Annotated in this window: 10 protein-coding genes; 9 read left to right on the plus strand and 1 reads right to left on the minus strand. The window is 44.5% G+C overall.

Translation table 11 applies throughout. From position 1 onward, the window contains the following. Positions 1 to 260 precede the first annotated feature (260 nt). A complete protein-coding gene (locus ACN4EG_RS14545; protein ID WP_431630458.1) occupies positions 261 to 3,389 on the plus strand; it encodes a malectin domain-containing carbohydrate-binding protein in 3,129 nt (1,042 codons plus the stop codon). A gap of 561 nt (positions 3,390 to 3,950) precedes the next feature. On the opposite strand, the gene ftsH is transcribed toward ACN4EG_RS14545, so the two are convergent. Beyond that, positions 3,951 to 5,885: an ATP-dependent zinc metalloprotease FtsH gene (gene ftsH, locus ACN4EG_RS14550; RefSeq protein ID WP_431630460.1), complete on the minus strand. Its 1,935-nt coding sequence runs from the start codon at positions 5,883 to 5,885 to the stop codon at positions 3,951 to 3,953. 772 nt (positions 5,886 to 6,657) lie between these two features. Here ftsH and ACN4EG_RS14555 point away from each other — a divergent pair. From ACN4EG_RS14555 to ACN4EG_RS14590, 8 genes are all read left to right on the plus strand, one after another. After that, a complete protein-coding gene (locus tag ACN4EG_RS14555; protein ID WP_431630461.1) occupies positions 6,658 to 8,496 on the plus strand; it encodes an alpha-amylase family glycosyl hydrolase in 1,839 nt (612 codons plus the stop codon). Between the two features lie 17 nt (positions 8,497 to 8,513). Beyond that, entirely contained in the window at positions 8,514 to 8,816 is a 303-nt protein-coding gene (locus ACN4EG_RS14560; RefSeq protein ID WP_431630462.1) for a hypothetical protein, read from the plus strand. 299 nt (positions 8,817 to 9,115) lie between these two features. Beyond that, a complete protein-coding gene (locus ACN4EG_RS14565) occupies positions 9,116 to 9,838 on the plus strand; it encodes a hypothetical protein (protein ID WP_431630463.1) in 723 nt (240 codons plus the stop codon). 459 nt (positions 9,839 to 10,297) lie between these two features. Beyond that, positions 10,298 to 11,119 (plus strand): M57 family metalloprotease, encoded by an 822-nt coding sequence (locus ACN4EG_RS14570; protein WP_431630464.1) that lies wholly within the window; start codon positions 10,298 to 10,300, stop codon positions 11,117 to 11,119. Positions 11,120 to 11,433: 314 nt separating this feature from the next. After that, complete coding sequence (locus tag ACN4EG_RS14575) at positions 11,434 to 12,021, plus strand: hypothetical protein (protein ID WP_431630466.1); 588 nt, start codon at positions 11,434 to 11,436, stop codon at positions 12,019 to 12,021. Positions 12,022 to 12,227: 206 nt separating this feature from the next. Next, positions 12,228 to 13,016, plus strand: coding sequence for a hypothetical protein (locus ACN4EG_RS14580; protein WP_431630468.1), 789 nt, complete (start codon positions 12,228 to 12,230; stop codon positions 13,014 to 13,016). 46 nt (positions 13,017 to 13,062) lie between these two features. Beyond that, a complete protein-coding gene (locus ACN4EG_RS14585; protein ID WP_431630470.1) occupies positions 13,063 to 13,284 on the plus strand; it encodes a hypothetical protein in 222 nt (73 codons plus the stop codon). Between the two features lie 173 nt (positions 13,285 to 13,457). Next, entirely contained in the window at positions 13,458 to 14,048 is a 591-nt protein-coding gene (locus ACN4EG_RS14590) for a hypothetical protein (protein ID WP_431630471.1), read from the plus strand. The last annotated feature ends 83 nt before the right edge of the window (positions 14,049 to 14,131 follow it).

Consider the following 14,131-nt stretch of genomic DNA (forward strand, 5'->3'; position numbering starts at 1 on the left):
CCTGAGCAACTATGGATAGCGTTCTCAACATTCTTTCAATCACTGAAAAATCAGTTAATTTTCAATGAGATCATTTTTTCAGAGGCTTAATGAGAATCTGATTTTCGAGAAAATTGGCTCAAAAGCTTGTCATAAAAGCTTTTGAGGAGTTTTGATAGTAGGCTGAGTAGTTACCAATCAAGATACTGCCAGTAGCCAACATTGCTTAACAAGTATATCGATTTAGACCTTCAAACCCAATTCTGCATCAGGTAAACATCATGAATACCTTTTCTCCAAATCAAGCAGTAGTACCTCCTAGCCCTTTCACTTCTCATCAAGCTGATAATGGCACAATATACCGACTAACATCCAGTGCTAAAAGCTGGGAAGAAGCTCAAGCAGAAGCTCAAAACTTTGGCGGCAATTTGGTCACTATCAATGATGCAACAGAAGAAGCATGGCTTAAACAAACCTTTGGAGCCAATGAACTATTCTGGATTGGACTAACCGATAAAAAACAAGAAAACAATTTTCAGTGGATCAACGGAGAGGTTTCCACCTATCGCAACTGGGCTCCCGGAGAACCAAACGACTATAAGTTTGGAGGCTCCTTTACTGAAGGAGAAGACTTTGCAGTCATGAATTGGCAAGGACAGTGGAATGACTTGCCCAACAATTACTTTGGAATCTATCGTGGCATTATTGAAATCCCAGCTTTTAAGTATCAAGGTAAAACCTATCGATTAACATCCAGTGCTAAAAGCTGGGAAGAAGCTCAAGCAGAAGCTCAAAACTTTGGCGGCAATTTGGTCACTATCAATAATGCAACAGAAGAAGCATGGCTTAAACAAACCTTTGGAGCCAATGAACTATTCTGGATTGGACTAACCGATAAAAAACAAGAAAACAATTTTCAGTGGATCAACGGAGAGGTTTCCACCTATCGCAACTGGGCTCCCGGAGAACCAAACGACTATAAGTTTGGAGGCTCCTTTACTGAAGGAGAAGATTTTGCAGTCATGAATTGGCAAGGACAGTGGAATGACTTGCCCAACAATTACTTTGGAATCTATCGTGGCATTATTGAAATCTCGGATCATCCCATACCCATCCGAATTAACGCAGGTGGTAACAGCTACATTGATGAACTAGGACAATTCTGGCAAGCTGACCAATTTTTTGATGGAGGTAATATATACTTTTCACCTGTAGAAATTTTCAAAACTGAAGATGATCAGCTTTATCAAACTGAGCGTTGGGCCAATCAGTTAAAATATATGGTTCCTGTCGCATATGGAACTTATCAGGTTAAATTACACTTTGCTGAGATTTTCTTCAAAAACTTCAATCAACGCAAGTTCGATATATCATTGGAAGGACAATCAGTTATACAGGACTTAGATATCTTTTCTAAATCAAAAAATGCCTTCTTCCCTGGCGAAAACTCTGCCCTTATCATCTCGACACCATATCTGCGAATCACCGATGGGGTATTGAATCTAGATATGACAGCTAGTTTAAATAATGCCAAGATTTCAGCAATCGAAATCATCCCAACTTTTAATCCGATGGTAATTGTAGAAGATAAGGATGGACAAACTATTGTCACCGAAGACGGAACAGAAGATACCTATCAAGTGGTCTTGAATTCAAAGCCCACCGATAATGTCACAATTAATTTACAGACTAATAACCAACTAACTTTTAGTCAATCCACTTTAACTTTCTCACCTAATAATTGGTATTTACCTCAAAAGATTACTATTGGTGCTATTAACGATAGTACCAAAGAAGGTACACAAAATCTCACTATCTCACACACAACCATCAGTAATGATCTTAACTATAACAATTTAATTATTGAGCCTCTCAAAGTCAAAGTAATTGATAATGATCTTCCTCCTATTAAATTTACTCAGAAAACCATGACAACAATTGACAAACCAACCACAGCAGCTTGGGGGCCTGATGGAAAACTCTATATAGGTACCTATGATGGCGAAATCATCGTTTATACGTTTGACACTCAGTACAACATTATTGAAACTCAGAGCATTACTACTCTCACTAAGCTTTCAAATAACAATATTCTAGGAATTGCTTTTAATCCTTTCGACACTTCTGATTCACCTACTATCTACATTGCCCACAGCAAGTTATTTGCAAATGGAGGCAAAGGATTTCCTAACACAGATTTATCCCCCTACAGTGGACAGATATCCTTATTAGAGGGAGCCGATTTCTCTATTCTTAAGCCCTTAATAACTGGGTTACCCGTTTCTAACCATGATCATGGCATTAATGGCATGACGTTTGATAACAATGGGGACTTATACATTGCTGTAGGCGGAAATACCAATGCAGGTATAACAAATAATGCAATTGGAGGCTTACCCGAATCACCACTCTCAGCATCTGTACTCAAAGCAACAATTAGCAAACCTGATTTTAATGGGAAGATTGAGTATAAGCTTCCTGATGACTTTTTAGCTCCAGATGGGCTTACTTTTGATCCTGCATTAAGTCAGGTATTTGGTGATCTTGCCAAGGTAAAAGATGGAGTCGATGTATCAGTTTTTGCTGCAGGGCTGCGGAATCCCTACGATCTTGTATGGACTACTACAGGCAAGTTATATGCTACTGATAATGGCTCTAATCCCGGATTTGGAGATGAATCAACTGGATCAACAACCCAACAACCTGCAGTAGGTGCATTAGATGAACTCAATCTTTTGATAGAGGGTCACTATTATGGACATGCAAATCGAAATCGTGGCTTTAGGGACCCGAGACAAAATAGTTATCGGCACGGAGAGGAAGGCATCTCTTCAGATGAATACACTGCACCATTAACTCTTTTTCCTTCGTCAACTAATGGTATCGACGAGTACCGAGCTACTACTTTTGACGGTCAACTCAAAGGAAACTTGATTACCCAGCAGTACGATGGTTCTGTTTTCAGTATAAATCTAGCTGCTAATGGGACAGACGTGATTAAGAATGAGAGCTTAACAGGTATTGCTGATGGGCTTGATATTTTAACTGCGCCTGGAGGATCTCTAATAGGGATCGACTTTACAGACAGTCGAGTGACTGTAGCAACCCCAGATGATGTAGTCGGCACAGCAGTCACAGCTTACGATATCTTTCCTTGGCGTGCACCCTCTATCGGTGGCAATCGCTTTGTAATTGGGGGACAAAATTTTGGGAACCTAGAAAATACAACTGTCACAATAGGTGGACAGTCTGTTCAAATCACACAGGTAACAGACAAGCAAATTATAGGAATTCTACCAAGCTTACCTACCAGTGGAAAATTTCTAGATGTAGTAGTTTCCAGTGGGGGACAAATTACAGAACTCAAACAAGCATTCTTACCCCTGAATGGTTCCGCTAATTTCATCTAATATAGAACACAGCTAGGAACAGTGCTTCTGAGAGTTTAGAGTCATCTGAGCATTACTGAATTTTGTTAGCACAAACGAAGCCAAAAGGCTTTTATAGACGAACGGTACTGACGGAAACATAAATCAGCAACTGAAACCATTAAAAACTTGTGGTCGGTTATGCCAATTATGACCTTATGTCAGTACCATTTTTGATAGACTGTTGCATAGTCAGATTTAGCAACGCCTAGTTCACCGTTTCCAATACAAGAATAATATACTAATATGCAAAAAACGGGGAAAAGTAGAAAGGGTGGAAAAACGAACCATCGGAACTCACAAGATACAAAATCGAGAGCAGTAGCAAAATCACAAACAGCTTAATCAGAACATAGGTGATGAGATTATCTGATTTCCATAGGTTTTGCATTACACGCCACCTCCATTGAAATACCAAACGAGAGCAACAACAGTCAAGAGTAAAACTTGAACAATGATATAGAGAACACCACTGATGGGATAGAACGGCATATTGACAGACCTCCTTCCCTAACTCCTAATGCGTTTCCCGCCACTAGCCCCCTAGACTTGGCAGCCAAGCTGCTCAATATTGACTAAATCCGGCAGACTCTTAGGCACCGTACCATTTGCCAACCAAGTTTTCATTTGAGGCGAAATTTGCACTTGTTCTAGCCGAGCTTGCAGATCTTCTCCCTCCAGAACCTCCGACTTGAGTAGATCCTCCGCCATCATCTCTAGTAATCCTCGGTTCGTTGCCAACACCGTTTTAGCCACGCCATGGGCACCTTCAATCAGTTGTTTCACCTCCGTATCGATCGCTTCGGCTACCCGATCGCTAATCGTCCGACGCGGGGAAGAATACCCCTCTAGAAAGCTCTGTTGACTCCGGTCAAAGGCGATCGGCCCAAGACTAGCACTCATGCCATACAGCGTCACAAAGCGTTCCGCCAAATCTGTGGCTTTTTGGATATCGTCACTGGCCCCCGTGGACACCGTTCCAAAAATCAACTCCTCAGCCGTTCGTCCAGCCAATAGCATTGCTAACTGACCCCGAATTTCCGACTCGGTCATCAAAAACCGATCTTCCTCCGGCATCTGTAGTGTATACCCTAAGGCTCCCAGCCCCCGTGGAATGATAGAAATCTTCTCAACCTTCCCCGTGCCTGGAATGATTGCCCCCATCAACGCATGCCCCACCTCATGGTAGGCCACCGTTCGTTTTTCCATCTCATTCAATACCCGCGATCGCTTCTGCAAACCCGCCACCACCCGTTCGATCGCCTCATTAAAATCCGCCATCGTCACCGCCGATCGCTCCACCCGTGCCGCCAACAGTGCTGCCTCATTGACCAGATTCGCCAAATCTGCCCCTGCAAAGCCAGAAGTCCGAGCTGCAATCACGCTTAAATTCACATCTTCCGACAGCTTCACACTCTTGGCATGGAGACACAAAATCGCTTCCCGACCCAATTTATCCGGTCGATCGACCAGAATTTGCCGATCGAAACGACCCGGACGCCGCAGCGCCGGATCAAGCACCTCGGGCCGATTTGTCGCCGCCAGCAAAATCACACCCGTATTTGGATCAAACCCATCCATTTCCGACAGCAACTGGTTAAGGGTTTGTTCCCGCTCATCATTCCCCCCTAGCATCGGGCCTCCGGTGGCGCGAGATTTGCCCAAAGCATCCAATTCATCAATAAACACAATACAGGGCGCTTGATTCTTCGCTTGGTCAAACAGATCACGAACCCGCGCAGCCCCCACGCCCACAAACAGTTCAATAAATTCGGAACCCGAAATACTGAAAAATGGAACCCCTGCCTCACCCGCGATCGCTTTGGCTAGCAAGGTTTTTCCCGTTCCCGGTGGGCCAATTAATAGGACACCTTTAGGAATCTTAGCCCCCAACCGAGCGTACTTTTCAGCATGTTTCAAAAAATCGACAATCTCTTGTAATTCAACCTTCGCTTCATCCACGCCAGCGACATCATCAAAGGTCACCCCTGTATTACCCTCAGCATAGATTCGAGCATTGCTTTTACCTACGGTTAACGCACCTCCTCCCAGCTCTCCCCGACCCATGAACCAACCCCAGAGACTGAAGAATAGCAGAGGCGGCAAAATCCAGCCTAGCAAGGTAAAAATCCAATTAATGTCACTGGTAGATAGCGCAGAAAACTCGACTTTATTGTCCCGCAGAATTTTAGGCAACTCAAGATCATTCGCCACTGGCGTGGTGATCCATTTAGGCGCATTCTCCTGAGCATCTTTCAGGGTGTAGAGGATGCGATCGCTACCCACCTCTGCCGTTTTCACTTGCCCTGCTTGCACTTGTTGAATAAACTCACTATAGGGCTTGCGGATATAGGGCGGCTGACGAAATAGCAACGAATTAATCAATAGCAGTAAACTCAGCCACAACAAAAGGCTTCCCCCAATTTGTTTGGGCTTAGGCAGGTTAGACGGGCGATCGCCTTGAGTATTGACAGGCATCGGGACACTCCTTGCGGCGCGATCGAATTCTATGGTTTCACCCTAAACCATAAAGTTGAGAAACTTGTGAAGTCAGCGCTGCCTAGGACAAAACTTGAAGAATGACGATTCCAAGCTAGACACTAACCAAAAGAAATAATCATTCTCTAAAAGCATGAAATAATTCTTTAACCTTGCCAGCCAATAAGAAGTTTATTAGAGTTCCCGATTAATCGACTAGTCACAGGGCAAGTATCATAAACTTCTCCCAAATTCCACACGCAATCCTAAGCAAAAATATTTTTTATTTAGAAAGATCTGACAAAAGAGACAGAATTACAGAAATAGGATTTATGGTGTAAGAAGGAAGGGATAAAATAGCTACCCTTTTTAGAAAGATTGATTAACTTTCATAGAAGATTTGTTAGGGTAAGCATTATTGATTACATATCGGCTTTTGACGATAAAAGCTTAGAAATTTAGGAGAAGCTAATTAGCGCACAGAGGTGAATTACAAGGTTAAATCTTAACTGTTGAATCTTAACAGAGAAATACGATAACACTGGAGCGATTTTAAGTTTAGTCTCTAGGAATTTCAGCGTTCAATTTTTAACTACTCCCAACGGAGGAGGTATTTAGTAGTGCCTAGAAAAACATTCTAAAACATTCCGCCGTAAACAATCTTAATTCAAGATTGCATTTGATATATCCACTATGAATATATCAACATCTCACTGTTCGATCGAACCAACCTATTTAAAGTTCTCCATTAATCATTTCTAGAGGAAGAATAATGACTGAACAAAGATTAGCAAATATAAAATTAAATTTAATGACTTCGGACAAGCAATACTTCCAGTCACCCATTGCTTGGGAAGATCAAGTCTTCTACTTTCTCATGCTCGATCGCTTCTCCGATGGCAACGAAAACGGATATAAAAACAATGCTGGCAATCTCGTACAGAGTGGCACAACTCCCTTAGGAACAGTTGCCGATCGCAACCATGCCATTCAAACAGAAGCAGAGGCTAGCCAATGGCGCGAAGCTGGAACTCACTATGTTGGGGGCACCCTCAAGGGACTCGCTAGCAAAATTGGCTATCTCAAGCGGTTAGGGGTAACAGCCCTGTGGATTAGTCCAATCTTCAAACAAGTCCGATTCCAAGACACCTACCATGGCTACGGAATTCAGAACTTTTTAGCCATTGAACCTCGCTTTGGCCGTCGCGAAGATCTGCAAGAAGTGGTACAACTGGCCCATGCCCACGGCATTTATGTGATTTTAGATATTATTTTGAATCACTCAGGCAATGTGTTTTCCTACGTAGGCGATCGCGATCGCCCCTGGACAGGCAACACTTATCCAGTTGAAGGCTTTAACGACAAACAGGGCCATCCCACGATGCCCTTTGCCAAGACCGATCCCCAACATCTACCAGACATTGATGGAGCCGTATGGCCTGCCGAATTCCAAGATCCCGATGCCTTTACCCGCAAGGGATACATCAAAAATTGGGATTATGATCCCGAATTCCGCGAGGGTGATTTTGGTGACCTGAAGGATGTTCACCACGGCTACGGTTCTGCGGATGATTACCAAGTCTCCAACGCATTGCAGAATCTCTGTAAGGCTTATCAGTATTGGATTGCAGATGCAGATATTGATGGCTTTCGCATCGATACCGTCAAGCATATGGACATTGGCGCAACCCGTTACTTTGTCTCGGTGATTCGCGAGTTTGCCCAAAGTATCGGCAAGGAAAACTTCTTCTTACTGGGCGAAATTACCGGTGGACGGCAACGAGCCTATGAAACCTTGGAGTTAACGGGATTGAGTGCGGCTCTTGGCATTGATGATATTCCCGATAAGTTGGAATACTTGGTCAAAGGATATCGCAATCCCAGCGAGTATTTTGACCTGTTCCGCAATTCAGAACTGGTTAACAAAGGCTCCCACATTTGGTTCCGCAATAAAGTTGTGACCTCCTTTGATGATCACGATCAAGTCCGCAAGGGCAGTCATAAAGCGCGGTTCTGTGCTGATGCTAATGCGGAAAAAGTCATGCTGAATGTGCTGGCTTTAAATGCCATGACCTTAGGGATTCCCTGCATCTACTACGGCAGCGAGCAGTGCTTTGATGGGGAAGGTGGCAGCGATCGCTACATTCGGGAATCGATGTTCGGCGGTGAATTTGGTGCATTTAGAAGCCGGGGAGTCCATTTCTTTAACGAAGAAAAACCGGTTTACCAGGAACTGGCTAAGGTACTCAACATTCGTCGGAAAAATATTGTTCTGCGGCGCGGTCGGCAATACCTACGACCCATTTCGGATGCCAATGATGGGGTGCGCTTTAGCTTTCCGCAAATGGTCGGTAATCAAATTCGTTCGATCGTGCCTTGGTCACGGCTTTTCAACGGTAAGGAGATGGTGTTGGCGATTAACACAGATTATGACCAGCCTAAAACTGCCTGGGTGACGATCGACAATGAACTGCATCAAACAGGGGATGGGTTGAAGTGCCTTTACTCAACGGATGTAGCGCAGATCGGTCGATCAGTAACGGTGGAAGCGCGGAATGGGAAAGCGGTGTTGATTACCGTTCCTGCCGCAGGGTTTGTAATGTTTGAGTAATTTAAGGAGAGTACAGTATGAAAACGTCTATAGAAAAGCCTTTGGAACGAGGCATAAAAATTGATGCTGCGGCATTGGCGGTTGCTCAAACCGTTGAACTGTTTGGGCATGTCGTGTTGGTTGAGGGTTATGCGTTACCCACCTATAACGGGTGTCATGCTTTGGTAGCCCTGCGGGATACACCGGGTAAGACGGTGGCGGTGCTGACTGCTGAGCCGAGGTTGCAGAGCTTGTTAGAGACGGCCTTAGCAACGGGCAATCTGATCGCTTTTCTGGGACAGAAGCTCTCGCATCCGCCAACGCCGAGGGGTGGTACCTAGGCGGTAGAGGTTTACAGCATGGATGGGGTGATTCTGTACAACATGAAGTAGGTGGGTTGAGGTATGCGATCAGCGTCCCATAACCTGTAACCGTTCAGGGGGGGTACGGATTTAGTGGCTTTCAGCCATTGCTGAGAATCCGGATCGGCAAAAATCAGGCTCAACTAGGTCCAAGCAGGCTATTTCAAGAGCTGGAACCCTCATTCTCTCGTGACCCCCTGAACGGTTGCCATAACCTACCTGTCCTGAACGAGAAAATTTACTGAAACAAAACTACTTATTAGCAAGGAGGCTTGAATATGTCCAGCGATATCATGCTCGATGACAATACTGTAACCGTACAAGCCTGGGATCTCAAATTAGATGCCCCCGATCGGCGTAAGAATCAAACTCCTTTTCGTCGTGCTCTTGTTCATGACTTCAATGATGGACTAACACTCAATTGGGGAAAGGATTATCCAGGTGGTGTAAAAATCTGCGGAGAAGTCTATATTGATGGCGGTAATCTGACTTTGAAAGGCGCAGATCTCAAATTAGATGCCCCTGATCGACGTAAAAATCAAACTCCTCTTCGTCGTGCTCTTGTTCATGACTTCAATGATGGACTAACACTCAATTGGGGAAAGGATTATCCAGGTGGTGTAAAAATCTGCGGAGAAGTCTATATTGATGACGGCAATCTGAATTTGAAAGGTAATGCTGCGATTTCGGGCAACTTGAAGACAAATGAGGCTTTAATCTCGGACTTAAAGACGGACAAAATTGAGCTTCAAGGCACATCGCAGATAGGCGGAGGGCCAATTCATCTGACACAGTTTAATAGCGTGAAAATTCAACCTGATTTGATGGAGGTCAGTATTTCATCTGGTATTTTCAGATCGACGCTTTCGATTAGCTCTGACGAGATTACCTACGCAAAATCTGGAGACGACGAGCTGAAGTTAGTAGCAGCGATTAAGCGACTCCTAGATGAGGTGGCTCATTTGACAACCCGGATCGATAAGCTAGAGCACCCACAATAATGGGACAAAAATCTGCGTCCTCTACAAGTACACATGGGGTTAATCCTAATTTTGATTGCTCTTCAGTAACGCATTCTGTGGGCAACCCTTGATAATCTGCCTTAATCAAGGGTTGCAGTAAACCATTAAGCAGTGATTAAAGCCTGGTAACAGGAGGGATAACGATGTTGAGTTACCGAGAAGGATTGGCCAAGATAGGGATTTCCCAAAATACACCTATTTCCTACAATCAAAGTTTGCGTCAGGCAATTCTATCAATGCATTTTCGTGAAAAATGCATTGAACTCGGATAGGTTACTTCACAGATGACCAAACTATATATCCTGAATTTCAAGCAATTAATCCTTGGGATAGGGTATAGCCTCAGGCACCCCTAGTTGTAGGCATCTGAAGCTAGCTAACGACCCTTAGTCAAAGCTTTCACTAGAAAGCATATTCGTGCGAATGGAGATTGATTTTATGAAGACTCTACGAGAAGTAGCTCGGATGTTGGGCAAATCAAGTGTAAGATCGATTGCTAAAGCATTAGCACTTAATCCTCCAATTTCACTTAGGAAAATACTTGAATCTAACATCACTCCTACTTTAATCACTTACTACATTGTCAAGGATGTCGATGGTAAGCTCGAGAAATCTGCGAAGGTCGCATGTAACTTCTGGAACAAGTTTATCAGTCCAAAATACTCCATTGTGGTGCGATTAGGTATCTTTACAGAAGATAGCGATACGATTGCTAGAGCATATGCGCCATATGAGAAAGACGGTGTTTTCTATGGTGTTGTAGAATTCAATACCAAATACCTTTCTTCTTACACCCGTAACGAAATTTCGGGAACGATTGCTCATGAGATTGGACATACTCTAGGGATGGGATGGAGTGACTGGATGGGACTGTTTAATTCAACCACTGGCGTATTTACTGATGCTGCAATCAATATGCTTCCTGACTTAAGTGATATGCGTGTTGAAACCCATGGGGGATCGGGAACAAGGCTCTCACATTGGGACGAAGACAGACACGGCGCATCGTTGATGACAGGCTGGAAAAACTCTAAAGAGCATGTTCTTCCGGTGACGATTAGGATTATGGGAATACTCGGACATCGCATTGCAGAAGATTTACCTCAGAAAACAGACCTTGATTCTCTCTTAAATACACTTTCGCAGGTAATGTTTTCTCGTCAAGCAGAAGCAAGAGCATTGAACCTTGACTATTTTGAGGAAACTGAACCTTGGGAGAATATACCTCATGATCAGCCACTTCCCCAAAAAATGGGGTAAGCAATGAGAAATGAGAGATCAACTTGACATGCAAAGTAAAAAAATTATTGGGGAGGAATACTGTAACTGAATTCAAAGATGGTAGGAGGTTTTGTATGGTAGAAACGTGAGATTATCTCGTACCCCGCCAGCAGAAAAGAGGTCTTGATGGCGTTAAGGAACATGACCGTGCTACAGGGCGGGGCGCGATCGGTAACATCAAAAATTTACTTGTTGTGGATAAATCAAGGGAAACAAAAGGGTATGTCAAAAGCATTGAATCCAGCGATCGCCCTCTCATCCATCCAGTTTTTCCAAAGCTCAAGGGAGGAATCATGTCTGACCTCAACACCAACTCACCCTCCAATGACATCGACAGCGCCACGTTTGCGCTCAACGAATTTAACGCCCTCAATAACGAAATTGTAAAGCGTCTGGAAATCCAGTATCAATTTATTGCCCTTGCCCTGATTGTTGCTGGGACATTTCTATCGTTAGGCTCACAAACCAACACCACCCCCGTGGTTTTGCTGGTCTACCCGATCATTACCCTGTTTCTAGCGGTCGGCTGGCAGCAAAACGCGATCGTCATCCGCCAACTGGGTTTGTATATCCGCGATCGAATTGAGAGCCGAGTGGCAGGTGGCGGCTGGGAAAATTACAGAAAAAGCATGTCTCCCATTTTCCAGAGAAATTTAGCGACGTTGTTTACACGCGGAACCTTCATCGGCACACAAGTGGTTGCAATTATCATTGCCTTACCCAGACTCAAATTTTCAGGGTTAGAAATTGTCATGCTGGCAATTGACGTGATTGCAGTCATGATAACGTTTGGGATGATCAGAAGGCCACCTTTTACAACTTCCCAAGAACAGGTCTTGGAGACACATCAGCAATCACCCCGCCTACACAGTAATCGATGATCTGGTAAGCAGGCGATCGTCCAAATCAAACAGGAGGTGAACTTCCATTGAACCGATCAATTTAACAGGACTACGATCGCTGTTCTTTTGATACAAAGGCAAGCGCGATCGCTCAAACTAGGGGCTAACCATAAGGAGCATCTTCAGTGAAACCCTAATCTTCTCTCAGATGCTATTCCTGAATCAGATTTTAAAGAGAGGACACTATGCTCAAACAGACATTCACGATCGCAGCTTTAAGTATTGCCCTAGCAGGTAGTCTAGTTAGTTCAGCAAAGGCTGCACCTCAAGACTTTGTCGGTAATTGGGTCAACGTTAACTCCAACACCAGCGGCATCACACGATTTGTCATCACAAAACAAGGTCAAGACCTGCGTATTCAAGTGTTTGGCAAGTGTCATCCAACTGACTGCGACTGGGGTTTAGCCCCGCTAGTGACCTATGGTAGAAACGTCCAAGATCCTAACCACACTGCGGCAACTACCACCTATGCACCTTCCTTTGCCAGAAACATCCTAACACTCAACTTGCGGGGAGCCGGAAACAATCAAATTGTCTTGCAAAACTTTACTCAATTCGTTGATAACAGCAATCGCCAAAACTACTTCACCCAGGAAAGCTTCCGACAAGTTGCCCTCACTCCCCGACTAGTTTTTAAGGGGACAGAAGCCTATACCGCCAATGGAAAGCAGTGGATTAGATATAAGCTCGCGATCGCCAACAAAGAAATCTTTCCAGCGGAACTCTTCGCATCTGCTCCTGATTTACCCCCTTGTGGCTCCAACACCAACGCCTCCAGAACTTGGGTTGATATCTTCAACACTGCAACGAATCAACGAATCTACGGGTTCTGTGCCCTCTCTTCACCCCAAGATCTAGACTCCCTGTGGTTTGCCGTAGAACGCGGCACAGCTCCACCCCAGCAGGTTTATGTGGTGTTGACCGATCGCAAAACAAGCACATCTTACCGTTCTAATTCAGTCACTTTACGCTAGTTCTTTCCAAACCCTCTTTACAAAATACATTGAAATAGGAGGCAATATGGGCAGTAATCGAATCGGACAATTGGCATGGGTCGCTTTAGGGTTAATTGGTTTAATTTCGATCGTTGACATTGATGGGATCCCGATCGTGATCTGTCCCCAGTGTGGCAGATGGTTTAATCCGTTATTTGGCATCTTACTGGTAGCACTTTCAGTTGCTGCTTTTGTCACCAATCGTCAGACTGTCGCACAGACCGAGAAAACAGCAGCACAGGAATGACTGAGAGATCCGTAGTGCGATCGCTAGGGATTCTAGCGATCGCGGACATCCTTTAGCAAATGAAATACCCGTGATCCATAAAATCGTCGGTTCTAGCAAATCAATCCATTTTACAGAAATAGGTTGGGGCAGCATTGACTGAATGATTCAAGTTGTAATCTAAGGTTTACACAATGAGTGAAATTATTAACGAACGCTGTAGCATTTACGGATATCTCTACGGCGCAATTTGTCCCAATTTTCTAGTTTGGGATGCCATTGGTGGGGCTGAAATTTATGCCCGTACCTCAGAGCGCCAAGAGGCCACGACTGACAGTTTTGCCCGACCCAATCAAGGCAGCCTCAAATCAGTAGTGGAAGAGGTCGAAACAGCAAGCTTGCAACAGCTAACAGCCCCCAGCCATATCCTGCGGGCAACCACCGACGATCGGGGGGCGTTTTGCCTTTTCGATCCAAACTATCAAGGGCAATTAATCGACCTCTTTGCCTGTATTCGTCAGATTCCGGCTCCCAGCTTGGAACAGGGCAGTGTTGAACTTGAACGTCCCCTATGTTTATTCCTAGGAACGTATAAACCTTTCAAATTCGGCGATCGTTGGTATTTAATCGCCGTGATTCCAGCGGGGATCTGGTGCCGCATCCGACGCAAAGCCGATCTCTGGGTCATTGTTGGTCGTGTTACTCCCTGCGATAAACCGACTGTTGGGCTTGGCGCACTCACGGTTACCGCTAGAGATGTGGATATTAGAGTTGTTGGGAAATAAAACCAGCTCTGGGACAGGGTTTGCCCTGACTGTTATCTAACTTATGCTGCATCTAAGTAGAAGTTCCACAAGCCTGCTGCGTT

Origin of the sequence: Alkalinema pantanalense CENA528, assembly GCF_050753345.1 — a bacterium.
Classification (GTDB): Bacteria; Cyanobacteriota; Cyanobacteriia; order Leptolyngbyales; family Leptolyngbyaceae; genus Alkalinema; species Alkalinema pantanalense.